Annotated in this window: 25 protein-coding genes and 1 pseudogene; 11 read left to right on the top strand and 15 right to left on the bottom strand. The window is 68.9% G+C overall.

The window, feature by feature from the left end; genetic code table 11:
* Positions 1-120: 120 nt before the first annotated feature.
* The 3 genes from G7043_RS26970 to G7043_RS26960 form a co-directional block, all read right to left on the bottom strand.
* Positions 121-1,368, bottom strand: coding sequence for an aldo/keto reductase (locus G7043_RS26970; protein ID WP_166050100.1), 1,248 nt, complete (start codon positions 1,366-1,368; stop codon positions 121-123).
* On the bottom strand, positions 1,361-2,533 hold the full coding sequence (locus G7043_RS26965) for a hypothetical protein (RefSeq protein ID WP_166050098.1): 1,173 nt from the start codon (positions 2,531-2,533) through the stop codon (positions 1,361-1,363). The genes G7043_RS26970 and G7043_RS26965 overlap by 8 nt, the downstream gene beginning before the upstream one ends.
* A gap of 85 nt (positions 2,534-2,618) precedes the next feature.
* Complete coding sequence (locus G7043_RS26960; protein WP_166050095.1) at positions 2,619-2,852, bottom strand: hypothetical protein; 234 nt, start codon at positions 2,850-2,852, stop codon at positions 2,619-2,621.
* A gap of 863 nt (positions 2,853-3,715) precedes the next feature.
* On the opposite strand from G7043_RS26960, the gene G7043_RS26955 reads away from it, so the two are divergent.
* Positions 3,716-4,231, top strand: a complete 516-nt coding sequence (locus tag G7043_RS26955) for an IS110 family transposase (RefSeq protein WP_313888083.1) — start codon at positions 3,716-3,718, stop codon at positions 4,229-4,231.
* 49 nt (positions 4,232-4,280) lie between these two features.
* Here G7043_RS26955 and G7043_RS26950 read toward each other — a convergent pair whose 3' ends face one another.
* From G7043_RS26950 to G7043_RS26935, 4 genes are all read right to left on the bottom strand, one after another.
* The gene (locus tag G7043_RS26950) at positions 4,281-4,886 is read right to left on the bottom strand and encodes a signal peptidase I (RefSeq protein ID WP_166050094.1); all 606 of its coding nucleotides are present in this window, start codon (positions 4,884-4,886) and stop codon (positions 4,281-4,283) included.
* Positions 4,887-4,894: 8 nt separating this feature from the next.
* Positions 4,895-5,455, bottom strand: coding sequence for a hypothetical protein (locus G7043_RS26945; RefSeq protein ID WP_166050092.1), 561 nt, complete (start codon positions 5,453-5,455; stop codon positions 4,895-4,897).
* Between the two features lie 58 nt (positions 5,456-5,513).
* Positions 5,514-6,176, bottom strand: a complete 663-nt coding sequence (locus G7043_RS26940; RefSeq protein WP_166050091.1) for a TasA family protein — start codon at positions 6,174-6,176, stop codon at positions 5,514-5,516.
* 493 nt (positions 6,177-6,669) lie between these two features.
* Positions 6,670-7,473 (bottom strand): hypothetical protein, encoded by an 804-nt coding sequence (locus G7043_RS26935; RefSeq protein ID WP_166050089.1) that lies wholly within the window; start codon positions 7,471-7,473, stop codon positions 6,670-6,672.
* Between the two features lie 341 nt (positions 7,474-7,814).
* On the opposite strand from G7043_RS26935, the gene G7043_RS26930 reads away from it, so the two are divergent.
* Positions 7,815-8,048 (top strand): hypothetical protein, encoded by a 234-nt coding sequence (locus G7043_RS26930; RefSeq protein WP_166050087.1) that lies wholly within the window; start codon positions 7,815-7,817, stop codon positions 8,046-8,048.
* A gap of 184 nt (positions 8,049-8,232) precedes the next feature.
* Here G7043_RS26930 and G7043_RS26925 read toward each other — a convergent pair whose 3' ends face one another.
* On the bottom strand, positions 8,233-8,595 hold the full coding sequence (locus tag G7043_RS26925; protein ID WP_166050085.1) for a hypothetical protein: 363 nt from the start codon (positions 8,593-8,595) through the stop codon (positions 8,233-8,235).
* A 450-nt stretch (positions 8,596-9,045) separates the two neighbouring features.
* Between G7043_RS26925 and G7043_RS26920 the strand changes: the two genes are divergently transcribed.
* Positions 9,046-9,573 (top strand): DUF4232 domain-containing protein, encoded by a 528-nt coding sequence (locus tag G7043_RS26920; RefSeq protein ID WP_166050083.1) that lies wholly within the window; start codon positions 9,046-9,048, stop codon positions 9,571-9,573.
* Positions 9,574-9,909: 336 nt separating this feature from the next.
* Here G7043_RS26920 and G7043_RS26915 read toward each other — a convergent pair whose 3' ends face one another.
* On the bottom strand, positions 9,910-10,275 hold the full coding sequence (locus tag G7043_RS26915) for a hypothetical protein (RefSeq protein ID WP_166050081.1): 366 nt from the start codon (positions 10,273-10,275) through the stop codon (positions 9,910-9,912).
* A gap of 250 nt (positions 10,276-10,525) precedes the next feature.
* On the opposite strand from G7043_RS26915, the gene G7043_RS26910 reads away from it, so the two are divergent.
* The gene (locus tag G7043_RS26910; RefSeq protein ID WP_166050079.1) at positions 10,526-10,954 is read left to right on the top strand and encodes a hypothetical protein; all 429 of its coding nucleotides are present in this window, start codon (positions 10,526-10,528) and stop codon (positions 10,952-10,954) included.
* 194 nt (positions 10,955-11,148) lie between these two features.
* On the opposite strand, the gene G7043_RS26905 is transcribed toward G7043_RS26910, so the two are convergent.
* Positions 11,149-11,607: an SMI1/KNR4 family protein gene (locus G7043_RS26905; RefSeq protein WP_166050077.1), complete on the bottom strand. Its 459-nt coding sequence runs from the start codon at positions 11,605-11,607 to the stop codon at positions 11,149-11,151.
* 221 nt (positions 11,608-11,828) lie between these two features.
* Between G7043_RS26905 and G7043_RS26900 the strand changes: the two genes are divergently transcribed.
* Entirely contained in the window at positions 11,829-12,248 is a 420-nt protein-coding gene (locus G7043_RS26900) for a barstar family protein (protein ID WP_166050076.1), read from the top strand.
* 111 nt (positions 12,249-12,359) lie between these two features.
* Here the strand turns inward: G7043_RS26900 and G7043_RS26895 are convergent, their stop codons facing one another.
* Both G7043_RS26895 and G7043_RS26890 read right to left on the bottom strand, forming a co-directional pair.
* Entirely contained in the window at positions 12,360-13,154 is a 795-nt protein-coding gene (locus tag G7043_RS26895) for a PIG-L family deacetylase (RefSeq protein ID WP_166050074.1), read from the bottom strand.
* A gap of 25 nt (positions 13,155-13,179) precedes the next feature.
* Positions 13,180-13,392 (bottom strand): annotated as a pseudogene (locus G7043_RS26890) (cbb3-type cytochrome c oxidase subunit I); the annotation flags it as partial.
* A 288-nt stretch (positions 13,393-13,680) separates the two neighbouring features.
* On the opposite strand from G7043_RS26890, the gene G7043_RS26885 reads away from it, so the two are divergent.
* Together G7043_RS26885 and G7043_RS26880 are read left to right on the top strand one after the other, a co-directional pair.
* Complete coding sequence (locus tag G7043_RS26885) at positions 13,681-15,420, top strand: ABC transporter ATP-binding protein (RefSeq protein WP_166050072.1); 1,740 nt, start codon at positions 13,681-13,683, stop codon at positions 15,418-15,420.
* Between the two features lie 175 nt (positions 15,421-15,595).
* Positions 15,596-16,258 (top strand): hypothetical protein, encoded by a 663-nt coding sequence (locus G7043_RS26880; RefSeq protein ID WP_166050070.1) that lies wholly within the window; start codon positions 15,596-15,598, stop codon positions 16,256-16,258.
* Here the strand turns inward: G7043_RS26880 and G7043_RS26875 are convergent.
* Positions 16,248-19,043: an AfsR/SARP family transcriptional regulator gene (locus tag G7043_RS26875; RefSeq protein ID WP_166050068.1), complete on the bottom strand. Its 2,796-nt coding sequence runs from the start codon at positions 19,041-19,043 to the stop codon at positions 16,248-16,250. The genes G7043_RS26880 and G7043_RS26875 overlap by 11 nt on opposite strands.
* A gap of 150 nt (positions 19,044-19,193) precedes the next feature.
* Here G7043_RS26875 and G7043_RS26870 point away from each other — a divergent pair, with 150 nt between their 5' ends.
* Positions 19,194-19,532: a hypothetical protein gene (locus tag G7043_RS26870; RefSeq protein ID WP_166050066.1), complete on the top strand. Its 339-nt coding sequence runs from the start codon at positions 19,194-19,196 to the stop codon at positions 19,530-19,532.
* Positions 19,533-19,596: 64 nt separating this feature from the next.
* Here G7043_RS26870 and G7043_RS26865 read toward each other — a convergent pair whose 3' ends face one another.
* The gene (locus tag G7043_RS26865) at positions 19,597-20,418 is read right to left on the bottom strand and encodes an SDR family NAD(P)-dependent oxidoreductase (RefSeq protein WP_166050064.1); all 822 of its coding nucleotides are present in this window, start codon (positions 20,416-20,418) and stop codon (positions 19,597-19,599) included.
* Between the two features lie 25 nt (positions 20,419-20,443).
* Positions 20,444-22,792 (bottom strand): ATP-binding protein, encoded by a 2,349-nt coding sequence (locus G7043_RS26860; RefSeq protein WP_207311745.1) that lies wholly within the window; start codon positions 22,790-22,792, stop codon positions 20,444-20,446.
* A 119-nt stretch (positions 22,793-22,911) separates the two neighbouring features.
* On the opposite strand from G7043_RS26860, the gene G7043_RS26845 reads away from it, so the two are divergent.
* The 3 genes from G7043_RS26845 to G7043_RS26835 are packed head-to-tail and all read left to right on the top strand — an operon-like array spanning position 22,912 to position 26,454.
* Positions 22,912-24,336 carry an aspartate aminotransferase family protein gene (locus G7043_RS26845; protein WP_207311744.1) on the top strand — a complete coding sequence of 475 codons (1,425 nt, stop codon included), beginning with the start codon at positions 22,912-22,914 and terminating at the stop codon, positions 24,334-24,336.
* Positions 24,330-25,367: an NAD-dependent epimerase/dehydratase family protein gene (locus G7043_RS26840; protein WP_166050060.1), complete on the top strand. Its 1,038-nt coding sequence runs from the start codon at positions 24,330-24,332 to the stop codon at positions 25,365-25,367. The genes G7043_RS26845 and G7043_RS26840 overlap by 7 nt, the downstream gene beginning before the upstream one ends.
* Position 25,368: 1 nt before the next feature.
* Positions 25,369-26,454: an endonuclease/exonuclease/phosphatase family protein gene (locus tag G7043_RS26835; protein WP_166050058.1), complete on the top strand. Its 1,086-nt coding sequence runs from the start codon at positions 25,369-25,371 to the stop codon at positions 26,452-26,454.
* Positions 26,455-26,456 lie beyond the last annotated feature (2 nt).

Below are 26,456 nucleotides of genomic sequence, written 5' to 3'. Positions count from 1 at the left end.
GGTGGAGCGACCAGCGGCATGTCCGGACGTTCGTCCTCGCGGCGTGGGCGGGAACGTCTCTGTCATGCTTCAGCTCTGACGTCACCTCGCGACATGGCGGTGGACGGCCGGGCCAGGAGTTCAGCGGTGCGTCGTGTCGACAGCGGCCAGTCGGTGGTGTTCATCTCGTGCCCGCCGTGCGGGGTGGTTGCCGTTGAGCAGGGGTGCGACGGTGTGGACGTGATCGGCGTTTCGCATGCCGAGCAGCACGTGGTCGAGACCGTCGCGCAGGTAGGTCTCGCACACTCGTAGCGCCATCGGGTCGCCGGGGTGGCCGGCCAGTTGTGTCTGCTCGACAACCCGCGCGCCGGCCAGCGCCTGCGTGCGGCGAGCCTCGGTGAGAGCGGCCGTGTGCACTTCGGCGAGAAGTGTGGTCAGGCGTGGCGTTCGCGGCAGCCGCGTGACGAGCGGTGTGAGGACCTGTTCGACCATGAACTCGACGGCGTCGACGGTGCGTACCTGGGGCCACTGTTTGAGGACGGTGGCGAGCGCCGGGGGTGTGTCGGCGGTCCGGAGACCGGTGTCGGTCAAGGTGTCGTCGACGGTGCGGGCGAGGTCACCGAGGGCGTCGGCGGCTGGGCGTGGTGGTGGCGACGGCGGATCCAGCAGTCGCACCGGGCCGGTCTTGGTCTTGGCGGACAGCGGCCGGTTCCCCAGGGTGCGCAGCCCGTGCCGCGCCGCCGCGGCGAACAGGGGAGCGTCGGCGTGCGCGACGTGCCGCTCGGCCAGGTTGTGGGGGAACTGCACGAGGCGGAAGTGGTGATCGGTGTTGATGGATCGGGCGATCGTCACGAGAGTGTCCAATGCGGACGGACCGAGTGGATGATCAGACTGGGACAGTGTGTTGGAGCTGATGCCGTAGAAGCGGATCCGGCCTTCGTCGACCGCTCGTTCGCAGAACTCGAACGCCAGGGACACATCCCGCAGGTATGCCGCGGCGCCCTTGATGGCGAGCAGATGCTCCGGGTTGTGCAGCAGGAAGCCGTCGAGCACGTCCCGGTGCAGGTGGCGGGCGGACTCGGCGATTCGCTGGGCCAGCAGGTCGGGATGGATCGAGTAGCCGGATCGTCCATCGGTGAGCATGACCGCGCCGGGTGCCAGCTCGCCGTCGTGGAGGTAGCCGGCCTTGGTGATCACGAAGACCCGGTCGCGCCGGTGGAGTTCTCGTCCGAGTCCTCGCTCGGTCAGTCCGGCGCCGTAGGTCGCGGCCGTGTCGACGAGATTGCAGCCGGCCTCCAGTGCCAGATGCAGGGCGTGTACCTGCTCGGGTGTCGCCGTCCAGCGGTAGGTGCCGAACCCGATCGCGGAGAGATCGTGGAGGTCAGGCACAGCGGCCACCGGTGATGAGGGCTGGGCGTGGGTTGCGCGCGAGGAAGGTCGCGGTGTCGAAGTTGTACGGCTGCCCGGACAGGTCCAAACCGGCCACGTGCGGACGGGCGGCGGCGACGAGCCGGTTCAAGTCGGCCAGCAGTCTTGCGCCCAGCGGGATGCCGTCCGCGGCGAGGATGTCGGCCGTGACGAGATCGGTCATGTCCGCGGCGTAGCGGATCAGGATGTAACCCAACCGGCCCGCTGCTTCATGCTGTGCCATCGGGCCGAGCAGGTCGGACGTGATCGCGCGCAGCAGACCCTCGGCCATGAGTCGCTCCGTGACCACGGCGTGCAAGACGACGTAGGCGGTGCGCGGCTCGCCGCTGTCGTCGGTCCCGCCGATGGGCGCGTCCTTGTCGACACCGAGCACCCGACCGGTGTCCAGCGTCATCGCGGTGAAGGCCACGTGGCCGCATTGGTGCAGCAGGTCTTCGAGGTGGAAGACCGACCCGCGCCCGTACGCGGTGTCGAGGAACACGCAGCCGTGCGCCCTGGGGGTGGCGAAGGAGTTGAGCGCGGTGCTGCTGAACAGCACGAGCCGGTTGGTGCTCTGCCGGATCACCCGGTCGTATTCCGGATAGATCGAGGTCAGCAGCTCGAGAGCGTTGACCACGTCACGCACGCGCTCGGCGCCGGCATCGGGAATGACCGGTACTCGGACCCCACTGGCGGCGAAGAACCCGTGAAGCACCGGCGAGATCTGTTCGTCGAGCACCATGCTCGTTCCCGGAAGGTGGCGTTGTTCGGCGAGGGTGTAGCTCACGAGCCCTGATCGGTCGCGCAGTTCCCTCCCGAATTCCCAGACGAGTGAGGCGCACCCGCGGTCGGTGTGCAGCGTGCCGATGCCCGGCAGTTCGGCCGCACCATCCGGGTCGGTGCGCACGGTGATCCGTGCCGGACGCGTTTCGGGTGTCATTCGGCCGTACAGCAACTGTTCGAGCGTCACCGTCGGCTCCGGTTCGGTGAAGTAGGCGACCAGCAGTGGGTCGAGCAGACTCACCTCATCGGGAATCCGACGCAAGAGCTCCGGCCGCGCGACGCGGACGAGGCTCCGCGCCACCTCGGCGAATCGTTGCTGCCCCTGTCGATGCTCGGCGGACAGCATATTCAGCAGAAGGTCCATTGTGGTCAGCCAATCCGTCCGGGACGAGCGGCCGGGCACGCGCCGTCGATGACGTGGGCCCGGCGGCTCGTCCGATGGTGTCGTGTCAGCGCACCGCGTCCGGCAACGATCGTGTCGCGAGGGCCGCGTCGAGCTTCTGGAAGACCGGCACGAGTTCGTCGATCCACACCCCGGTCTCAGCGGCGATCAGTTTGTGGCACTCCATGAACGAGCCGCCGTTGAGCTGCTTCAGCACGGCGGCGAACCCAGGGGCCACGTCGCGCTTCGCGAACTCGTCCAACGTCAGCCGCTCGACCTTGCGGCGTCGCACATCCGACATGAATACCTCCACTCTGCTGGCGCGTGATGTTCACGCGCTTGGTAGATGGAGAGCTGCGACTGGTGTGTTGATACGACCCGAAGCGCGGATCACCCTTTCGGCAACCACATCCGGGAAGACACTTCGGACAGTGCACAGTGCACTGACGTTGACCTGGGTGACGACACCGAAAAGGGTGACGACGTCATCCGGTGCGGTGCAGCACCAGGAGACTCCGGGGAGCCGATGAGGCAGGTCGAACCAACCGCCGGGGTTCTCCGGGCGCCTCGTCCATGTCGAGAACAGGCACCCAGCCCGTACCCCGGCGGGGCTCCGGCAGAACGAACTTCTCAGGTCTCCAGCCGCTGTTGAGCAGCAAGCGCTGTTGTGCAGCAACAGGAACGTGCCGTCGGTGAACGGCGTGCCGGACTCGTCGGGGTCTGCGGTCGCCCCTTCGGCTCCGCAGTTCCAGGAACGGTCGTCGTCACTGCCACCCGGTCGACCGAGATCCGCTGACGCGTGAGGGCGGCGACGAGGTCGAACCGGAACCCGTTAACGTGCGAGTCGGTGACCCAGTAGCGGAGATCGCTCGCGACGAGGCGGCGCACTTGGGCTCACCAGCGCAAAGCAAGGGGATGGCTCCGACCTTCCAACCTGTCATCGGCTACTTGAGACTGGCGGCAGGACCGGGTCCGGCCAGACTCTGGTCCAGGTGCTCGGCGAGTCGCTCGCTCACAGCGGCTGCCCGCCGGTGTCATTGGCGTGGCTCTCTCATGGCATGCGTCTCGCCGAGCACCGCGCGAGGAGTGGCTGAAAAGGGGTCTGTTCTGCTCGAAGTAGCGGTGCCTTCCTTGCTGATATCCGTGTCGAGGCAAGGAGAACGGGTGCCCGTGATCATCGGAATGGATCCGCACAAACGGTCGGCCACAATCGAGGTGATCAACGAGCTGGGCAACATGATCACGGCCGGAGAGTTCGGCACAGACCAGATCGGATATGCCGAGATGCTGGCAACCGGGCGCCGGTTCAGTGAGCGGGTGTGGGCGGTCGAGGGCTGCAACGGCGTCGGCCGCCATATCGCCTACCGGCTGATCCACGACGGCGAGGCCGTCCTGGACGTGCCGGCGAAGCTGTCGGCGCAGGTGCGGGTGTTCGGGACCGGCAACGGCCGTAAGACCGACCCGGTCGACGCGCACTCAGTAGCTCTGGTCGCGCTGCGGACCCCGAACCTGGTCCGCCTCCAGGCCGACCCCGAGCTGGTCGTGATGGGCATGCTGGTCGACCGTCGTGACGAGCTCGGTCGCGCGCGAACGCAGACCGCCACGCATACCGGTCCGCGCAGCTGCTTCCAGAGGAACCTCTTGCGCGAGGCGAACAGATTCCTCAGTCACCAATTGTGATGGCTACAGACGCCCGCCGGCGCGGCCCTGCGTCGGAGGCAGGACCCGTTCACACCACATCGGTACGTTCACGGTCTTCGGTGTCGCACTCGCGCGTTGACGGCCCGGATTGGTAGATGAGCCGTTTGGCCCCCAGCAGCGTGCACGTGCCGACGAGCAGGATCAGCCCGATCCGCGGCCAGATGTGCTGGCTGGCAAGCGCGAACCTGCCCAGGTCGGGAACGCTCCCGACGACCAGCGGAACGGACGATGATGTGATCCGGAGCAGGTACGGGTCGATGGTGTCGTTGTTGTCGCCCTTGGTGCGTACCACGGGGCCGTCCGGCTGCCTGGTCAACTCGACGATTCGGTGCACGTAACGTTGTCCAGGGGCGTCTGGTCTGGGTAGCACCACCACGTCCCCGACCTGGATCTCACTCACCGCCACCATTCTGGTGATAGCCAGGTCACCCGCCTCGAACATCGGGGACATGCTGGGCGAGAGCACCGGGAGAAACGCGATCTGCAGCATCACCGCCGCCACAGCAGCCGCAGCGGCCACGAGCGTGGTCAGCGCGATGAGTGTCCCGGTCAGCACTCGCCGCACGCCGAACCGCCGGCGAAGCCGGTCACATGGCGCGGTGTGCACCGCCAGGGTTGGAGTAGCTGTAGTCACGGTGCACCTCAGTTATTCGTGGTCGTCGGGATCCTGGCCTGCGACCTCGCGACGCCGACTGACAGGTTCACGGTGGTGAGGGCCGCGACACCCGCGGACACCTTGATCGACACAGACTCGTTGGTGGCCAGCGCCAGGGAAACGGCTGTCGATCCCGAAGCAGTGGTGTCGAGAACGCGCGTGTTCGAGGTGGAGCAGGTGCCGTTGGCGTTCCACGTCGCGCCGATACAGGCGGTGGCGGTGAACGAGCCCAGACCTCCCGAACGGGTGAGGGTGTAGGTCTGGCCGCTCAGCGACAGTGAGCCGTTGTTGCGGACGGAGACGTAGACCGGCGACCCGAAAAGGGTCCAACTCATGGAGATCGGTTGGCCCAGCGAGTCCGTTCCGGCGGAGTCGACGAGTACCGCGGCCCAGCTTCCGCTCGCGGCGGTGGTCGTCGTGCTGCCGGTCGCCGCGATCGCCGAGGCTGCGATCCCCGCCGGCAACACCGCCACGACCGCAGCCGTCACCAGGGCGACGGTCGCGGCGGGCGCCAGGGCCCGCCGCGTCGTGGTCGTGAACCTGCCCACTGGTCATCTCCAGGACGATGTGTCAATCGCGTGGCGCGGGTGCTCGCCATCCAACGGATCACGAGTTGCTGGTGACAGCCGCGCGCTGGGTTTCGGCGAAGGCGAAGGTGAGCTGGGTGCTCAGGCCTTGGATGGTGTTCGCAGGCTGGACGCCGTTGACCGTGGTCTCGTCCTGGTTGGGGAGCTTGACACTGACCTGGAGTTTGCGCGCCTCGCCGGCATTGATCGCGCCCGACACCAGCGACGTCGCGGTGCCGAAGGCGGACACCGGCTTGTTGGACACCAGTGCCGAGGCCGTGCCGGAGCAGACGCCGGTGGTCGAGGTCCAGGTACCGTCGACGCACTCGGTCACGGTCACCGCAAGACCGCGAATGGCGTCTGTGATCAGTGCCGTGCTGCCGGTGCCAGTCACCGCGAGGGTCAGCGCCTGGCCGTCCAGCGTGCCGGTGTTGGCCACGTCGACGTAGCGGTTGGTCACGTCGCCGGGCGCGAGATTGCTGATCGACTGGCTGAACCCGGCGCCGTTGGGCGTCATGGTGAGCTTGAGGGTGCCCGTGCTCACTTGCTGAGGGTCGACGTTGGACACGGTGGCGGACAGCGAGGCCCAGACCCCGACGCCCATCATGACGAGCACCGCCCCGCCGGTGGTGGCCATCGCCAACGGCCGCCAGGCGCGGCGCCGCTTCGTGGTGCGGGTGTCGACAGAGTGTCGTGCGGTCATGACGTCTCCCGGTGCTGTAGATCGCTTGCGCTCCATCGGTGGAGTGCCGGTACACCAGGGTTAGCGGCGGCTGGGCGGAGCTGCTGACACTCCGCAGTCAGCGTTCACCTCATCGGGCGACGACGGTCGGAACGGAGACAGCGCACCGTGGACGATCGATTGCAGACCGTGCTCGGCGGCGCGATCAGCAGGGATGGGCTCGGAATGTGGTTGACACATCAAGACTGAATGTCGAACCACCCGAGGGGATCGTGATGTGGATCGCGGTTCTGGGAACGGGCCACGGCTACACCACCGAAGCAGGTTGTGCGCTGGTGGAATGGGGCGTTCGCTCAGGACACCGAGGAAGCCGTTCGCGTCGCGCTACCGACCGGCGCCGCAACCCGAGCCGAGCAATCGAGCTGGACGTCGCCGCCCAGAGCTGTTGAACCCAGTTCAGAACCGTGCATCGCGAATGTTTGCTCTCACTTGCTTCGCACTCCGCAGATCGTCATCATTTTGTCAGTCGAGCCTGCCAGGCCTTCAATTCTGCGTTGAAGGTGTCCTGGGTGACAATGTTGATCCGGCTCGTATCGATCTTCACCGCGCCGCTGAGCAGATCGACGATGTGCAGCTCGCCGACTTTCCAGACGCCGGTTTCCTTCGACAAGCCCGCGGCCAGCCCCATGAACTTGGAGCGCTCCTCACGCATGTTCTTCGCCAGCACGGCCGCGTCGTTGTCAGGCGGCTCGGGAAAGCCGACCACCTTCGCCATCGGGGGCACGAGGGAACGGAGAATGGTGGCGTTGTCAGCCAGGATCTTCGTGTTGGCGAGCTTCTTGTCGGCTGTGGCGCCGTTGATACCGTTGAGATACGACTGGCACACCCGCTGGGCGGTGTCGTACACCGCCTGCACGGCCTGGTTGACGGCATCGGTCTCGGACGGCCGCCACCGGCGGTTGATGTTGTCCCGGATCGCGACAAACGCCGGGATCTGCACGTCGATGAAGCCTTGGACCGCCGCGCCGGTCGGGTTCGCCACCACCTCCTGCGCCTTCTTCGTCATCTTCTCGTACGCACCGAGCAGCAGTGCGGCACCGTGCACGGCGCGGAACTCCATCAGGTCGGCGCCTGCGCTCCTGGCAGGTCCGCTGCGAGGCTTCCGGCTACCGACAGCCTGGTTCAGATCGAGGAATTCGGCCTCCTGCCAGTAATTCGCACTCAGCGTCGTCGCCGCGCTGAACTGCCGTTCGAGGATCCTGCGGTCGCGGCTCTCCTCGTGGTCTTCTCCCACGATATTGAGCCGCTCGACGACCAAGCCACGTGGTTGGGCTGCACTACTCTCCAGCATTTCCCCCCCGTGTCATGTCTGCGTCCGTAGACCGCACGAGTCTACCCGCCTTTCCTTGCGGCAGAAGACGTTCGCGCTAGGCCGAAAGGGCACTCCTTTGAGCCGCGTCACAAATGTTCAATACAGCGTTCCTTTCGGAATATTCGTCCCCACAACGGCTTGTCCATTCACGGGTGAGTCTGGCCTGGGCTTGTTGTGCGGCGTGGCGTCTTGATCTCGACACAGGGCGTGTTGATCATGGTGGGATGCCGGCTGGTCGACGTCCGTCCTGAGGGGACCTCGCTGCTGAGGTCGTCGGGCCCTGGTCGATGGCGGAGCGGTTGACGGTCCTGCTGGACGCGGTGGAAGCGGACAACGCCTCGGTCAGGCTTGGCGCCTTGACGGACACGGAGCGGTTACGCGAGATGATCGACGAGTTCCGGCGGATGCGGGAGCAGTGCGAGCTCAGGTCGGGCCAGAACCCGAGGTGCCTGCGGCACTCGAACGCGGCAAGCGCCCTGCGATGGGTCATCGACGACCTCACCAAAGAGAACCGAGCCTGAGCCAGTTCGAGGTGACGGACCCAAGGCACACCGACCATCGCGGCATGTGCGGACGTTCGGCCCGCAGCGAGTGCAGTTCTGGTCCTGTGCGCCACCAGCACCAGCACCAGCACCAGCACCAGCACCAGCCCCAGCACCGGCACTTGCGGTCAGGCACCGAACGCCTGGGCGCACGCCATAGGAGTTAGACGCGCACGAACCCCGAGCACATCACACGCGCCCAGCTGATCCGGCCGCCGGCCACGTCGTAGTACATCTGTTGTTCCATCAATGAGTCACCGTCCGCGTTGCGCAGGTGCAGGCGGTACGCGACGTGCTGGCGCGCCGACACCTCACCGGTTGAAGTGGACACCAGTGCCACCACCTCGTCGCTCGGCTCCAGCCAGTTGGCGAACAGGACCTCAAGCAGGTCATCGTGGCTGTGTGCCTCCCAGAACCGGTGCGGTGTCATCGCACGGAAGTCCAGGTCCGGCGTAGTGACGGCGCGGACCCCGGCCTCGTCTTTGGCCGCGAGCGCCTTCGCGAACCTCTCACCAAGCGTGGTCATGCCCAAAGCGTGCGCCCTGTGGGTGCGGAACGCCACGCCGCTTCGCACGGAGATGTGAAACCCGCAGCACCGATATCGAGCTGACAACCGCGCTCGTTCCCTCTGCTCTGTGCCCGCCTGCTTCGGCGCCCGCTCATCGGCTACTTGAGAGTGCGCGCCCGACCTCGGACCAGAACCTGCCGCGCAGGTCGTAGCGCACGGCCGAGTCCAGTTCTGGCGGCAGTTCGGTCATGCGCACCAGCATCACGCGCACCGGTGTGCCCGCACGCAGCGCCGTTGCCACTCCTGCGTGAGGTACTGCGACGCCATCGCGGCCGGGGTCGCCACGACCACCGCCAACACGGATACCAGCCGGCCTGATCGATCACTCCACAATGGACTCGATCATCATCGTGGAGATCTTGTGAAGGTTTCTCACCGACCTGCCCAGCCGGTGGCATGCTCGGGCGCATGAGACATGGGGGCAAGGTTCTTGCTGCAACAGCTGTTCTAGCCGGTCTGGTCGCGAGCGGCCCGGCCGTGCAGGCGTCGGAGGATCCCGGCTGCGCCGCGGGAGTGCGGTTCACCTCGAACTACACCGAGGCGGCGTCGGGGTTGCGCGTGATGTCCGTCGAGGTCGCCAACTGCGGTGCGGAAGCGTTGCAGCTCAACGGGTATCCGCAGGTGAGCCTGTTCGACGTGGAGCGGCAGCCGCTGGACGTCGCGATCCTCGAAGGCACCGGCGGCATCGCGATTCTCGACGGTTTCAACGATCCGCCGCAGCCGATCACCGTGCAGCCGGGGGAGACTGCCAGCAGCGCGTTCGTGTGGCGGAACACGAACACGTCGCTGGAGCCGCCGCAGGTCGCCAAGCACGTCGAACTGGCGACCGCTCCGGGTGCCGTTCAGCAACCGTTGATCGCCGTGTCGCCGCAGCAGAGCATCCACATCGACCTCGGCAGCACGGGACGGATGGGCGTTCGCGCCTGGTACCGCTAGCAGTGTGAGTTCAGGTGCGCGGGTCGTGTCGGGCGTGTCAATTCTTCCGGCACTGCTGCCTCTTCGTGAGGTCTACGCCAATACTGAGCCACGGCCCACCTCCGTCGTGGGTCGAACCCAGTGCTGTTCGGAAGACACGCCATCAAGGTGCGCGCGGCGGCACTCGCGGTTCGGCAGTGGCTCCGGAAGCGAGGAGCCGGCTGCTGGACGACCGGCTGCTAACCGCAGTGGCAGGCGGTGACTTTTGAACTTGGGACGCGCCCTCATCGGCATAGACAGACGTTCTGGGGCTGATCGTGGGCAAACGACGCCTGTGCCGAGCGCGGCTGGTGAGGCCTATGAGAGGCAGCGCAGCCACACCACACGTGGCCCGCCGTTCCCTTCTTCGCCGGGCTTCACATCCACGATGCCCAACCGCACGCGGGTCTTCGTGGCGGTGTCGGTACCGATGCAAGTGGGCCCATCCGCGCCGTCGTGCCACAGGCCGTCCCGGCCGGCCCACGACGCGCCGGTGACGATGTAGCCGTCACCGGCGCGGGTGTCGTTGCTGTCGTGCAACGAGATCGCTGTCCCGTGCGCGTTCGGCATTGCCCAGCCCTCGACGACATCGGGAGTCGCCGAGTGCCGCGTGGTGAACTCCCAGGCCCCGAACACGATCGCGACGACAACACCCACTGCCACCGGCGCGACGAACCGCCTCATGTCCACAGCTGTTCATACCAGCACACGTGGCCGGCTGGGCTTGGCGACCGCTCCGCGGCATGTGCGGATGTTCGTCCCGGCACGCTCTACACGGCGCCATCCGGTCAGTCGCGCCGTCGGCATCGTAGAATCAGCTCCGACCACCAGCGCATCCTCTGGAGGCTGGAAGGATCATCTGTCTGGACCATTTGAGTGTTAGTGTTCTCGAACGGTTCGATCTGCGGCGCAGTATTTCTCGGGGGGATTGACCATGGTGGACATGTGGATGTTGTCCGTTGCCGCAGCACTCATCGGTCCCGTGGAGGAGTCGGATTCCGCAGCTCTGACGCAGCTGGAGGAAGCGGTCCGTGCGGTGCCCGGCCTGGGCGATGCGCTGGATGCGGCTCGCGCGGGAAATGAGTCCGGCACGATCCACCTCGCGGAGGAACTGGCGAACGGCCTCAAGGCCGCCTATGACGGTGGTGGCGCTTTCTCCATCCTGCTCGACGCTCTCTGGCCCGAGGTGCTGTTCGGCCCCCAGGCCAAGAGGGCGCGCAACGTCAACACCGGCGCCGTGCACGGCAACCTGGTCCAACTGGGTGTTGTCGGTACGATCAACCTCTCCGGTCCATCGAGCCCGGCCAGGTCACGATTCTCGTTTTTCGGCTCTGGGCGACGCGCCAAAAAGCACCGCCCGTGACCAACCGATCAATCCCAGGTATCTGAGTTCGTGCTGGTCCTCGAAGATCAGCCGATACCAGAGGCTGACTTGGCCCGTTCCGGAACCGACAGGTTCGTACTTCGACATCCTCAATTCGGCATGACCGGGCTTTGACGCTCTCGACAACGGGCCTGCCGCTGGCCCGCACGCAGGTTGGCGGAGCGCTCGTCCCGCTAGAGCCAATGGTGGCGTTCGTAGGTCGGGGGAAGGACCCCGAAGCCGAAGTAGTCAGTGGTGGGCAAGCTGTCGAGGAATCCGCGAGTCGAGTCGGCGAGCGGTTCCTCGTCGAAGCCGTCGAGCCGTACGACCCGGTCCTTGCCGACAGCGAGGTCGGCGGCGTGCCAGCCACACATGTCTCTGTTGTCGCTGCGGGCGAACACGATGACGTCGGCGGTCGGCGCCAGGTCTTCTTCGTCGTCCTCGTCGATCAGGTCCTCGATGAGCTCCCGGTGCGTGCACATGCCGTGCGGCGCTTCGAAATGCAGGAAGCCACCGAACGTGCCGACCCCGGACTGCAGATAGAGCTCGGCCAGTGCGTCCGGCAGCGGCGCCCCGTGCTTCTCCGCGAACGCGGCGACATCAGCCGCCGTGACAACGCCACCGGTTCCGGACACCGGCACTCCAGGCCACATGGCGGGCCAGCTTACTCAGACGTGGGTCGCGGCCGGCCCAGGTGGTGATCCAGCACAGTGCGCAGAGACATGCTCTTGTTGGTGCACAAGCGTCTGGCGTGCTGGCCCGGCAGATGGCCGCTGTACGTCTGACAGACCCATTGGGCCGACACGACCAGCGCCGTCACGCACGCGCATCGGCAGGAGCGCGTAGGCGGCGGACATGATGACATGCTTGGATCATGACCAACCACAGCGATGACCTTCCCGTGCTGGTCATCGATGGAGCCCGCATCGCCGACTTCGAGGGCTTTGCCCGCGAGTTCTCGCGGTTGCTGTGCCACTACACGTGGCGCGGGAACCTGGACGCCTTCAACGACATCCTCAGGGGCGGCTTCGGGACACCCGAGAACGGATGGATTCTGAGGTGGCTCAACTCCGAGTCGTCCCGGTCCGCGCTCGGGCACGGGGCGACAACCCTTTGGCTGGAGCGGATTCTGCTCACGTGCCACCCGTCGAACCGTGCCGGCATCGAGGCCAGGATGAGCATGGCGCGGCGTGGCGAGGGCCCGACGCTGTTCGACGAGATCGTCGACATCATCCGCAACCACGGCCCCGGCGGCGAAGAGCCCGAAGACAACGTCTTCCTCGAGTTGGTCTGATCAACAGCGCTTGCCGGCCCGGCGTCCCTTATTCGGCCGGGTGAACCACTCCGCAGCACGGCGAGCGAGGTCCTCGCGCACTGCTCGACCGAGCCGGGCTTTAGGACCGTTCTACCCGAGCCCGGCGAAGAGGTCGGTTTCCGGGACGGGTGATCCCGTGCTGTCCCGTGCCCGGACGAAGTCCTCGACGCCGAGCGCCTCGGCGAACTCGGCCGGCGGCAGCCTGCCCGCGATCGACGAGCCCAGTTGGGAGGCGTGGCAGTGCAGCGCGGCGCGCTTCCGGTCGGCGACCGCGCGGGTGTCGATGGTCGTGGTGATGCGTCGGTCGACGTCATCGAGCCCGGTGGGCATGTCCCGGTGGATTCCGACCGACGCGGCCACCCGGATCAGCCGTTCCCAGTACGTCCGGCCGTGTGCCTTGAAGTAGAGCTTGGCCGCCACCCCGGACCGGTCGAACGCCGCTGCAGCGACTCGTGCGGCGTGCAGGTGGTCGCGGTGTTGCGCGGTGTTCTCGGCGTCGTAGGTCACCACGACCTGCGGCTCGTAGTGCTCGATCAGCCTCGCCACCTGGTCGGCGGCCGCGGACACCGGCACGTCCACGAAGGCGCCGCGAGGTTTCTCCCACGCCGCGATGCCCGAGTCGTGGTACCCGAGCAGTTCGACGTCGGTCACGCCGAGGACGCGGCACGCCGCTTGCAGTTCGAGCAGTCGGTGCGATGCGACCCGCGAAGGATCATGCGCGGGGGTGAACGGTTTGGCGCCGTCCGGTGCGTCGCCGAGTTCGCCGTTCGTGCAGGTCACGAGCACGATTCGGGTGCCGAACGCGGCGTAGTGGGCGAGGATGCCTCCGGTGGACGTCGACTCGTCGTCGGGATGGGCGTGCACCGCGAGCAATGTCCGGGTCATGGCGTCCAGTCCAGCAGATGGACGAGGTGTCGGTGACGTGGAAGTCGAGTGGTGGTGAGGCGAGCGGGATGCCGGACAAACCGCCGAACAGGAACGTCACGATGAAGCCGATCGAGAACAGCATGGGCGTCTCGAACGTCAGCCGGCCCCTCCACATCGTGCCGATCCAGTTGAAGAACTTGATGCCGGTGGGCACGGCGATGATGAATGTGCTGGCGGAGAAGAACAACAGCAGCACGCGCCGCGGTCGTCGACGTGGCCCTGCTGATCATCACCGGGGAGTGGAGCTGTGAGTCACAACGGCTCCAGGTGTGGGGGATCTGCTTCGGTCGTGTTCCGGCCACCCGTGACCCCACCGGGGAAATAGCTGCTTCCCGGCGCAGGGGCAGGCAGCCCCCCGACCGACGGGGCAGGACCATCCGACCGGCTGGGGCGTCCAGCCGGTTCGCCGGTGTCGCGGCGCGGCGTCGCGGACCGAAGATCGAGGTGACCGCTCAACGACCACAGAAGACGGAGTCGTGTCCCCGTGCGCACCCCGATCGATCGCCCGGCCTGGAGAACTCTGCTGGGGTACGTCCGGCCTCATCGGCGCACTGTCCTAATCGGAGGGACCCTCACCCTGCTCGGCGGGCTCGCCGCGGCGGCCCAGCCGCTCGCGGCGAAGGCGCTGGTGGACCGGCTGGGCACCGGTGGTGCGATCACCGGCTTGCTGGCGCTGCTGGTCGCCCTGGCGCTGGCCGCCGCCGCGATCGCGATGGTCGGTGACTACCTGCTCGAACGCGCGGCGGAGTCGGTCGTGCTGGTGGCGCGCAAGCGGCTCACCAGGAAGCTGCTCTCGTTGCGGGTGCCCGCCGTGCAACGCGCGGAGCCGGGCGACCTGATGTCCCGCTTCACCAGCGACACGACGTTGCTGCGCGAGGTGTGCACCAGCGCGCTCGTCGGACTGGTGACCGGTGCGGTCACGACCGTGGTGATGGTCGTCATGATGGGCGTGATGGATCTCGCCCTGCTCGGCGTCACCGTCGCCGTGCTCGCCGTGGTCGGCCTGTTCGCGGGCGCCGGTCTGCCGATGATCGAGAAGGCGTCTCGGGCGGCCCAGGCCGCGGTCGGCGACACCGGTGCGCGGCTGGAGCGGGCGCTCGGCGCGTTCCGGACGGTGAAGGCGGCGGGTGCGGAGGCCCGGGAGATCGCCGCGATCGAACGGGGTGCCGAGGACGCGTGGCGTGCCGGTCTCCGGTCCGCGCGCTGGGAGTCGCTGGTGCACGGGTCCAACACCCTGGCGATCCAGGCGGCTTTCCTCGCCGTGCTCGGCATCGGTGGCGCACGGGTCGCGACCGGAGCCATTTCGTTGTCCACCCTGGTGGCTTTTCTGCTGTTCCTGTTCTACCTGACCGAACCGATCGGGCAGTTGCTGCACGCGGGCAGCAGGCTGTCGGTCGGGCTGGCCGCGGTGCGCCGCCTGTCCGAGGTCGAGGAGATGCAGTCCGAGCCTGCCGGAGCCGCCCACGCGGAGGCTGTGGCGAAGGACGGGGCCCGGCTTGTTTTCGAGGACGTCCGCTTCCGCTACGGCCCGGAGCTGCCCGAGGTTCTGCGCGGTGTCAGCGTCGACGTTCCCGCGACGGGCATGACGGCGTTCGTCGGTCCTTCGGGTGCGGGGAAGTCCACGCTCTTCGCGTTGATCGAGCGGTTCCACGAGCCGTCGGCCGGCCGGATCCTGATGGACGGTCGCGACCTCGCGGACTGGGACCTGGCGAGCCTGCGCGCCGGTGTCGGATACGTCGAACAGGACGCGCCGATGTTGTCGGGCACGTTGCGCGACAACCTGGTCTACGGCCGGCCGGACGCCACCGAGGAGGAGATCCGGGACGCCGTGGCGCACACCCGGCTGGACTCGCTCGTCGAGCGCCTTCCGGAAGGGCTGGACACGCCGGTCGGGCACCGCGGCAACTTCCTGTCCGGCGGCGAGCGGCAGCGGGTGGCGCTCGCCCGTGCGCTGATCCGCCGTCCCCGCCTCCTGCTGCTCGACGAGATCACCTCACAGCTCGACGCCGCGAACGAGATGGCCATCCGCGACGTGGTCACCACCGCGGCCAAGACGATGACCGTGCTCGTGGTGGCTCACCGGCTGTCCACGGTCACCCAGGCCGACCGGATCGTGGTCGTGGACAACGGAACAGTGCGTGCATCCGGCACTCACGACGAACTGGTCGCGAGTGATTCCATGTACGCCGACTTCGCTGCCACCCAGCTACTCGTCGGCGAATGAGTTGCGGCGTATCGCTTTGGAATGGAACGAGCTGGACTGCAGGTGTCACTTTCTGTAGCAGTTCGCTCACCAGCAGAGATGTGACCATGAACACTCGCCTGTGACGTTGCCGTGTTCATTTCGTAATGTGGCGGGCCGTGTGAGCATGCCCCATCCCCGACGCAAGGTGTCCCGAATGCCGGGCCGACATAGAACGCCCCAAACGCCCAACCGCAAGCTGCCCATCGCAGTCGCCGCCACCCTCACGGTTGGCCTGGCCGCGACCTTCTGGGTGGTCCGCAGTTCCGACCAACCGATCGATCCGACCGGAGCGGCCGCTCTGCTGGCCGCCTCTTCGACCCCGGTCAGCCAGAACCTGCCGTCCGTCTCCGCCTCCAGCACCGCGCCGTCGTCCTCGCAGCCCCCGGCGACCACGACGCCGCCTCCGGTGACCACGACGACTCCCCAGACCACCACGCCGCCTCCACCGCCTCCTCCGCCGCCCTGTCCGACGACCCTGGACGGGGTGAAACCGCATGTGGCGCAGGTGGGTCACCACGTCGCGGGCAAGTTCGGCGTCGACGACATCGGCGGCGCCACCGGCCGGGGCGGCTCCGGCGAGCACCCCATCGGCCTGGCGCTGGACTTCATGGTCGACACCGCCACCGGCAACCAGCTGGCGGACTACGTGCTGGCCAACCGCAAGGCGTTCGGTGTCACCTACGTGATCTGGCGCCAGCGCTACAACGACGGCAGCGGCTTCACGCCGATGGAGGACCGCGGCAGCCCCACGGCCAACCACATGGACCACGTGCACGTGTCGTTCCAGGCGGCCGCGACCGTCAAGGTCACCTGCTGATCTCGTCGAGCTCGTCGAGCTGCCGTTGGACCCGAGCGGCGGCGTCGCGGCCCTGTTCCCGGTAGAGCTTCAGCGCTTCCCGCCACACCGCGCGGGCCTGGTCGTGCTGTCCGAGGGCGACGTGGGGGTGGCCGAGGCTTTCGAGGTTGTCCGCGAGCTGGTAGGCCTGGCCGAGTGACCGGCGCACGGCGAGTGCCTCGTAGTAGTGGTCGAGGGCCAGCTGGTGGTCGCCGGTGTGGTGGGCGATGTGTCCGAGGGTGTCGACGGACGCCGCCTCGCCGCCGGTGTCGTGGTGGCGGCGCTGCAAGGTGATGGCGGCGCGGCAGTGCTCGCGCGCGGTGTCGAAGTCGCCCAGCCGCGCGGAGTACCAGCCGACGCTGCTGAGGACGTCGGCTTCCCACACCGGCAGGTCGAGCGAGCGGTAGAGGTCCAGGGCGTGCCGGGCGTGGTTCAGCGCCTGCCGGAAGTCCCCGCGTTGTCCTCGCGCGGACCCGAGCGCCCGGTGCGTGTGCGCCTGTTCCGCGGGGTCGCGGTGCTGCACGGCCAGGGCGAGGGCGTGCTCGAGGTGCGCGCCGGCTTCCTCGTGCAGGCCCAGCCGGACGCACCAGTAGGCGAGGCACCGGTGGGCACGGCTGCGGGTGGCGGGGTCGGGCAGGTGTGCGGCTGAGTTCAGCGCGACCCGCCACATGGCGTGCGCGTCGTGCAGATGCCCGCGCCGGACGTGGAAGATGTCCAGCGCTGTGGCGAGGTGCCAGACGACGTCGTGGCGGCCGAGCGCGGCGGCAGCGCGCTGGGTGGCGAGGAGGGTGGCGTGCTCGGCCCTCAACCAGTCGCCGGCGACCTCGCAGTCGGGCAGCGGGTACGGCTGGACGCCTGGCGCGGGCGGGCCGGGTTCCAGGAGCGGGCGGTGCGGGTCCAGAAGTCTGTCGGCGAGGTGGGCGGTGTGCAGGTGGAAGTCCATCACCCGCACCAGAGCGGCCTCCCGCACGTCGCCGGGCACCTCGTCGGCGGTGGTGGCGGCGTAGGCGCGAACCAGGTCGTGCATCGCGTACCGGCCGCCCGGCCGCCGGCCGATCAGGGACGCTTCCTCCAGTGCCGACAGCACTTTGCGGGCGCGAGCCTGCGACAGACCGGTGAGAGCGGCCACGGCGGGCGGGGTGGTGTCCGGGCCGGGAGCAACACCCAGCAACCCGAACAGGGTGCGCTGTTCCTCGGTGAGGCGGCGCAGGGACCACGACAGCACCGCGGGCAGGCTCGCGGCGGGATCGGTGTCGTGGTCGAGCATCTCCAGTCCCAGCTCGCGCAGCTCGGCGGCGACCTCGGCCAGCGCGATGGCCGGGCGGGTGGCGGCGTTGCGGGCGGTGATCGACAGGGCCAGCGGATAACCCCCGCACAACTCGACCAGCTCGTCGACGGCCGCCGGCTCGGCCTCGACGCGGTCGGTGCCGAGACGCGCGGCCAGCAGCGCACGTGCCTCGGCCCGGTCCAGGACGTCCAGTTGCAGGTGGCGGGCGGAGTGCCGGTCGATCAGCGAGGCGAGCCTGGTGCGGCTCGTGACCAGCACGACGCAGGCGGGGCCGCCCGGCAGCAGTGGAACGACGTGGTCGGCGGTGGCGGCGTTGTCCAGCACCACCACCATCCGTCGTCCTGCCATCAGACTGCGGTACAGCGCCGCTTTGGCGTCCAGGTCCTGAGGTATGCGGTTCGCGTCGACACCCAAGGCCGAGAGGAACCCGAACAGCGCTGCGTCGGGCGCGACGGGTTGTTCGTTCGGGGAGAACCCGCGCAGGTCGGTGAACAGCTGCCCGTCGGGGAACCGGTCGGCGTGCCGGTGGGCCCACGCGAGAGCCAGCCACGTCTTGCCGATGCCGCCGGCCCCGCCGATCGCGGAGATCACGACAGTCCTGTCCGGCCCGGCCAGGTCCAGGGAGGCGGTGAGCGCGGTGAGATCGGTTTCCCTGCCGGTGAAGTGGGCCGGCGCGGCAGGCAGCTGCCTGGGCACCACCAGCGGCGCGGTCACGTTGCCGTCGGGCCGCGCGAACAGCGTCGGGTCCGCGGCCAGGATTCGCCGGTGCAGCTCCCGCAGCTGGGCGCCGGGTTCGGTGCCCAGCTCCTCGACCAGCCGGTCCCGCAGCCGCCGGTACTCCTCCAACGCGTCGGCTGACCGCCCGGCGCGGTGCAGGGCGAGCAGGTGCTGCCCGGCCACCCGTTCGTCCAACGGGTACCGCGCGGCGCGCGCCGACAGCTCCGCCACCAGCTCCTCGCCGTCACCGACACGCAGCCGGGCGTCGACCAGATCTTGCTCGGCGACCAGTTGCTCCTGCCGCAACCGGTCGCGCTCGGCCTCCACCCACTGCCCGCTCAAGCCGGTCAACGGCTCGCCACGCCACAACGTCACCGCCTCGGTCAGCAGCTTGACCGCGTGCGTGTCCTCGTCGGCGGCGCGGGCGCGGGCCCGCAGATCCCGGAACCGAAGCAGGTCCACCGCCTGATCGGGGTGGTCGATCAGGAGCACGTAGCCGCCGGAGCGCAGGACGATCTCCACGTCGGCCGCCGCCGGCAGTGCCTGGCGCAGCCGCGAGATGTGGCTGTGCAAGGTCGCCCGCCCACGCCGGGGCGTGTCCGCGCCCCACACCCGCTCCATCAGCCGGTCCGCCGGCACCACCCGGCCCGCGTCGACGGCCAGCGCCGCCAGCACGCACCGCTGTCTGGCCGGTCCGAGCTCCACCGGACACCCGTCCAGGTAAGCGGTTACCTCGCCCAGCAGAGCCAGTTGCACCGTCATGGAGCATCCCCCCGCCCACACCAATAACCCGTTGAACAGCGCAATGCAGAACCTTCGCAAGGCGTTCACACGAATGGCCGCGCACTGTCGTCACCGAGGCGGGAAGCATGACCACCCCACCTCGGTCATCGGATCCAGGGGAGGAAGCCCATGAGTTCCAACGGCAAACTGGCACGACTCGGACTCAGCGTCGCGGCCATGGCGGCGGCCCTGTCGTTCGGCGCCGTCGGTGCCGCGCAGGCCACGCCGGCCATTTCGGCGACGTCGGGCGATGTGACGGTCGCGGCCGACTGCACCTACGAGGCCATCCGGAACACCGTCGTCCGGAGCGGTCCCGGCACGCAGCACCCGATCGTGCGGACCAAGAAGAAGGGTCAGCACATGACCGGACCGGCGCCGTGCATCGCCACCGGCAGCTGGTTCAAGGTGTACCTGAGCACCGGCACCTACGGCTACACGCCCGTGGCGGACGTCCGTTTCGTCAGCTGATCGATCCGAGTCGCCCGTGGCCATCGCGTTTCCTGGGGGGTCACGGGCGACTCGCCGCAGCTCCTCATCGTGTCCCAGGCGAGCGCGCCACCAGCTTGCGCTGGGTCCGGCGGCCCTGCGCCACCATGAACGGGATCGCGCGCAGCCCGAAGCGCGGGAACGTGTCGCCGAGCCGGGCCAGTGCTCCGCGCCACTTCGGGATCGTGACGACGGGCTTCGGTTTGTCGAGCACTGCGGCGACAGCGGCGGCGATGTCGGCGGGCTGCAGCAACGTGCCGGAGAACGACAGCGCGGCTCCCGGATCGTCGAGCTTGTCGTAGAGCATCGGCGTCCAGATGCCGTCCGGGCAGACGCACGAGATGTCGATGTCCTGGACGCCCGCCAGCCGGAGATCGGCGAGGGTGCTGAGGCTGAAGCCGATGGCCGCGTGCTTGGAGGCGGCGTACACCGCTTCGCCCGCGACGGCCGTGATGCCGGCGAGGGACACGATGTTCACGACGTGCCCGCCGCCGTGGTCGCGCATGGCCCCGATCGCGGCGACTGTGCCGTTGATGGTCCCGAGGGCGTTGACCTCGATCATCAGACTGCGGGTGGCGGCGTCCTGCTCCCACGCGGGCCCGGTCACCAGCACCCCCGCGTTGTTGACCCAGACGTCGAGCCGGCCCGCACGGGCGACGATGTCGTCGCGCGCCGCTGCCACGGCCGCGTCGTCGCGCACGTCGAGCACCCGTGCGATCGCGCCGATCTCGGCGGCGGTGGCGGTCGCGGTGGCTTCGTCGACGTCGGTGACCAGCACCGTGTAGCCGCGCTCGACCAGCATCCGCGCCACCAGCTTGCCCACACCGCGCCCGGCCCCGGTCACGACCGCGCCCGCTTTTGTTGTCATGGAAGAAGTATCGCGCCTCTGGTGGCTACCTCGTCATCGCGGACGGCTTGACGGTGCCGTTGCGCAGACGTGAGCGGACGTCGTCGGCGGCCGGGTGGTCCAGGTCGGTGAGGATGTCGAGTGCCTGCTGCCAGAGGTCGCGTGCGGCGGCCGAGTCACCGGACTCGCCGTGCAGGTCGCCCAGGTGCAGCAGGCTGACCGACTCGTAGTAGTGGTCACCCAGTTCGCGGTACAGCCGGATCGCCGTCTCGTAGCACGTCACCGCCTGCCGGTGGTTGCCGAGATGGTGGTGCGCGTACCCGAGCGTGTCCCACGTGGCCGCCTCGCCGTCGCGGTCGTGGATGCGGCGGTGCAGCACGATCGCTTCCTGGCAGTGCACCAGCGTCTGCTGGTAGTCGCCGACCAGCGCGTAGCACCAGCCGGCCGTGTTCAGGGCGTTGGCGTGACCTACTCCGTTGTCCGCCACCAGCCGGTGGATCGACAACGACCGTTGGGCGTGGCTCAAGGCCTCCTCGTAGTTGCGCGACTGTTCCAGCAGCAGCGCCAGGTTCGTGTGCGTCCTGGCCTGTCCACCGAGATCACCGGCCCGTTGGTACAGCTCCAACGCCTGCCGGTAGTGGTGGTGCCCTTCGGCCGTGCGCCCCAGCCGCGAGTGCGCCCGGCCCAGGTTGCGGTGCGCGGCGGCTTCCAGCGACAGGTCGCCCAGCCGGGCTGCGGCCGCCCGCGACACGAGCTGGCAGCGGATCCAGTCGTCCCAATGACCTTGGCGTTCCAGGAAACCCGACACCACCCAGGTGAGCTCCGCGGCGTGGCGGTCCGCGCCGTGCCGGGCGGCGTGCTCGGTGGCCGCGAGCAGGACCCGGTGTTCCGCGGTGAACCACGCCGTGGCGTCCGCGTAACCGGCGATGCCCTCCACCAGCACCCCGGGGTGCGGCGGCGCGGGCACCACTTCCGTGCGCTGCGGGTTGAGCAGCGTCGCGGCGGCGTGCCCGGTGTGCAGGTAGTGGTCGAGGATGCGCAACGTCGACGCCCGCCGGTCGGCCTCGGATTCCTCTTCCCGCGCGGTCTCCTCGGCGTGCGCACGCAGGAGGTCGTGAAAGGTGAAGCGGCCCGGGTGGTGTTCCAGGACCAGGTGGGCGTCGGCCAGTTCGGTCAGCAGCGCACGCACCTCCGGCACCGGCAGGGCCGCCAGGCTGGCCGCCGCCGCGACACTGGTGTCCGGCCCGGGATGCGTGCCCAGCAACCGGAACAGCCTGGCCGCGGGAGCGCTCAACGCCCGCGTCGACCACGAGAACACGTTGCGCAGGTCCGCCCGCGCGTCTCCGCCGGACAACGCGTCCAGGCGGGTCGTCCGCAGGTCGGTGACGAACCGCGCCAGCGGGAAACCGGGGCGGATCGCCGCCCGCGCCGCCACCACCGCGAGCGCCAGCGGCAAGCGGGCACACAGTTCCACGATCTCCACCACCGCCGCGGGTTCGGCGGAGGTGCGGCGCTGACCCAACCGGCGCGCCAGCATCCGCTTCGCCTCCGCGGGGGTCAGCACGTCCACGATCACCGCGTGCGCGCCCTCGTTGGCGATCAACCCGGCCAGCGGCGTCCGGCTGGTGACCAGCACCGTGCACGCCCCGTCGCCCGGCAGCAGCGGCCGCACCTGGTCGGCGTCACGGGCGTTGTCGAGCAGCACGAGCACGCGCCGCCCGGCCAACCGGCTGCGGTACAGGGCTGCCTGCGCCTCGGTGCCCGCGGGCACGCGGTCGGGCGCCACGCCGTGCGCGGTCAGGAAGCCGCGCAGCGCCTCCGACGGGTCGACCGCCGTTCCGCTGGGATCGAACCCGCGCAGGTCCACGTAGAGCTGGCCGTCCGGGAAGCGCGGCGCGGCCCGGTGTGCCCAGTGCACGGCGAGCGAGGTCTTGCCGACCCCGGCCGGCCCGGTGATGGCGGCGACGGGAGTGGCGGCGTCGTCGCCGGTGTCGGTGAGAAGGCCGTCCAGCCGGCGCAACAGAGCATCGCGGCCGGTGAAACCCGCGATGCCGGCCGGGAGCTGGCGGACCGCGACGGCGGCGGGCGTGGACGCCGGGCGAGTGGTCGCGGGCCGATCGGCGGGCTTGCCGTCGGCTGGTGCCGGCAGGCCTCGTGCGATCGCGGTCAGCGCCCCCGCCTCCACCGCGTCGAGCCTCAGCGCGTCGATCAACAGCCGTACCGACGCACTGCGCGGCCGCCGGAGCGCACCGTTCTCCAGCCGCCGGATCGTCCGCACGTTCAGGCCTGCCCGCGTGGCCAGTTGTTCCTGCGTCAGCAACGCCCTGGCGCGCCAGTCGCGCACCAGCGCGCCGAGCTCGCCCGGCGCCGTTCGGCCGCCGGAGTCGTCGGACATCAGGCCCCCCAGAGTGTCCGGTCAATGTCCGGTCGCGGACCTGTCCCCTGAGATCGCGACCCCGGCAGAGTCTAGTCCCGGAGCGGCAAGTGAGGGGCGACATCAGCTCGGGGGGACAAGTGACGAACCTGATCGGCCTCGACGAGGCCGAGAGTCTCGACGTGGGACAGGTGCACGAGCTCTATCGCAAGTACGTCAACAAGAACCAGGTCCGGTTGATGACGTCGTTCGGCTTCGGCCGCGACCTCGTCGACCACGCCGAGGGCGCGTACGTGTACACCCGGGACGGCCGCAGGATCCTGGACTTCACCGGCGGAGTGGGTGTGCTCAACCACGGGCACAACCACCCGCGCATCCTGGCCGCACGGCGGAAGTTCCAGGAACGACGGCGCATGGAGGTGCACAAGACCTACTTCTCGCCCTACCTCGCCGCGCTGGGCCACAACCTCGCGGCGGTGCTGCCCGGCGACCTCTCCCGCTCGTTCGTGCCGAACTCCGGCGCGGAGGCCGTCGAGGGCGCGGTCAAGCTGGCCTACAAGTACCACGGCGGCCGGAGGCAGCGGATCCTGCGCGCGGACAACAGCTTCCACGGCAAGCTGCTCGGGTCCGGCGGCCTCACCGGCGGAGCGCAGAACCACTTCGCGTTCCCGACGATCCCCGGCATCGGCACGTTCACCTACGACGACCTCGAATCGGTGCGCCGCGAGGTCGACGCCTCGCGCGACGACCAGGGCCGCAGCGACGTCTACGCGCTGCTGGTCGAACCCTTCAGCGCCTCCACGATGCGGTGGTGCTCCGAGGAGTTCCTGCGCGGCCTGAGGAAGCTGTGCACCGCCGAGGACATCGTGCTGGTCTTCGACGAGATCTACACCGGCTGGGGCAAGACGGGCAGCATGTTCCACTTCACCCGGTACGACGGCCTGGTGCCGGACGTGGTCACCACGTCGAAGTCCTTCGGTGGCGGGAAGTCCTCCGTTTCGGCCTACGTGGCGCGCGAACCGGTGTTCCGCAAGGCCTACGACAACATGACCGACGCGATGCTGCAGAGCACCAGCACGACCTACTACGGGTTCGGCGAGGAGACCGCGACGGCCATCGAGGCCATCGCCATCGCGGTCGAGGACGACTACCCGGCACGGGCCCGCGCGCTGGAGGCGGTGCTCGCGCCCGGACTGGAACGCATCCGCAAGGCTCACCCGGACAGCGTCGCGGACGTGCGCGGCGCGGGGGCGTTGTTCGGGGTGTTCCTCACCGGCGGCCCGAAGGTGCTCGACCTGATCGCCAAGCTGCCCGCGGGCCTCGCCAAGGACCCGTTGATCCGCACCAAGGTCGTGACCGCGGCGGTGATCGACACCTTGTACCGCAAGCACGACATCTACACCTACAACACGCTCAACGGCCGCAGCCCGCTGGTGGTCAGCCCGCCGCTGGTCGCGGAACCCGAAGACGCGGAACGGTTCCTCGACGCTCTCGACGCCACTCTCGACGAGGGCATGACCCGGCTGCTGGGCCGGTTCGTGCGCGAGCGGTTGGCGTCGTGGTGACCCGCGTGGCCGTGACCGGCGCGGCCGGTGTCCTGGGCTCGCACCTGGTGGAACGGCTGGTACGAGACGGGCACGAGGTCCACGCGTTCGACCTGCGCCCGGTGCCGGAACGGCCGGGGCTGACGTCCACCACCGGCGACATTCGCGACCCGCGCGCCCTGGCTCAAGCGTTCGGCGGGGCCGACGTGGTGGTGCACTGCGCCTCCGCGCTGCCCAGCTACCCGGCGGCCGACATCAGGTCCATTGTGGTCGAAGGCACCACGACCGTGCTGGAGGCGGCGCGCGCGGCGGCGGTCGCGAGGATCGTGCACATCTCCTCGACCGCCGTCTACGGGCTACCGCGTCTGGTGCCGACGCCCGAGGAACATCCACACGAGCCCGTGGACACCTACAGCGGCGCCAAAGCGGCGGCCGAAGAGGTGGCGGAACGGTTCAGGGCCGAGGGAATGTGCCTGCCGGTGCTGCGACCCAAGACCTTTCTGGGGCCGGGCCGGATGGGGCTGTTCGACATGCTCTTCCAGTGGGCCGAGGAGGGCAGGAACTTTCCCGTGCTGGGCAAGGGCGACGTGCGCATCCAGATGCTCGCGCTGGACGATCTGGTGGACGCGATCATGACCGTGTTGCGGGCGCCGGAGTCGATCGCGTGCGACACCTACAACATCGGCGCCGCGGAGTTCGGCACGCTGCGCACGGACTTCCAGGCGGTGCTGGACGCGGCCGGGTACGGAAAGCGGGTCGTGTCGGTGCCCAGCGGACCCGCGGTGGCGGTGTTGCGCGGTCTGGAACGGACGCGTCTCTCGCCCGTGTACGGCAGGCTGGTGCACAAGCTGCTCGCCGACTCGTTCGTCAGCGTCGACAAGGCCCGCGACCGGCTCGGGTTCCGGCCCCGGATGTCGAACCGCGACGCGATTCTGCAGACCTACGAGTGGTGGCGTGCCCGGCGGCCGGACGGCCCGGAACCTGGGGGAGGGCGCACGAGCCGCGACCCGTGGCGGCAGGGCGTGCTGGGCCTGGCGAAGGTGTTCTTCTGACATGACAGCAGAGACCACGACGGAGTCCACAGAGGACTCGAAGGGGCGTCGGTGGTGCTGGGGAACGCGGCTCCTCGTGAGCGCCGCGGTGGCGTGGGCGGTGTTCCTCGTTCTGCACGTCCTGCTGGTGGGGGAGTGGTGGGTGTGGCTGCTTTTCGAAGCCACTCCACCGGTCGCGTTGGTGGCGGTTCCGGTGGTGCTGCTCGCGGTCGCGTGGTTCGCGCGACCCGTGCGGCGCAGGCTGTCCGCCGCGCTGGTGATCCTGTTGCTGGCCGGGGCCTGCTTGGCGGGCGGTGTCCCGACGTGGACGGGCGAGACCGGGGTGCGGGGGATCGAGGTGAAGGTCTTCGCCTGGTCCACCGACTACTGGCGGATGTCCGACGACGAGGACGCCTTCTACGAGTTCCTGCGCCGCCAGGACGCGGACGTCTACCTGCTGCAGGAGTACCTGTACTGGCAGGGCGACGACCGGCCGGTCCGCATCGACGACACCGCCCGGCTGCGCGCGGAGTTCCCCGGTTACGAGGTGTCGGCCGACGGTGAGCTGCTGACCCTCACCCGGCTGCCCGTCGTCGCCACGCACCACCAGCCCGACCCCGGCACCGAGACCGGCTGGTACTGGCAGGGCCGCAAGTCCCAGCGCACCGACGTGCGGGCCGGCGGCCGCACGATCTCGTTCTACAACGTGCACCTGCCGGTGCCGTTCCGGATCGGCGACGACCCGTTCAGCGCCCGGTTCTACCGGTTCCTGCACGACCAGGGCACCTGGCGGCTGCGCGAGCTCGATCGGTTGCGCGCCGACCTCGCGGGCAACCGCAACCCGGTCGTCGTGGCCGGTGACTTCAACTCGCCCTGGATGGAGCTCACCGGGCTGGGAACGGGAATCCGCTCGCACGATCCCGACGGCGGCGGCTCGTCCACGCCCTCCTGGCCCGTCTCCGACTACCCGTTGCCCCGGTTGTGGCGGCTGGACTGGCTTTACACCTCCGGTGACCTGGTCGTGCCCGGCTACCGCTTCGGCGGCGGGGAGGCGTTCTCGGACCACGCCGCGCAGGAGATCAGGGTCACCGTCCCGCCCACGTCTTGAGA

The sequence above is a fragment of the Lentzea alba genome (assembly GCF_011067745.1).
GTDB classification, from domain to species: Bacteria; Actinomycetota; Actinomycetes; order Mycobacteriales; family Pseudonocardiaceae; genus Lentzea; species Lentzea alba.
This window is presented reverse-complemented; position numbering and strand designations above follow the sequence as displayed.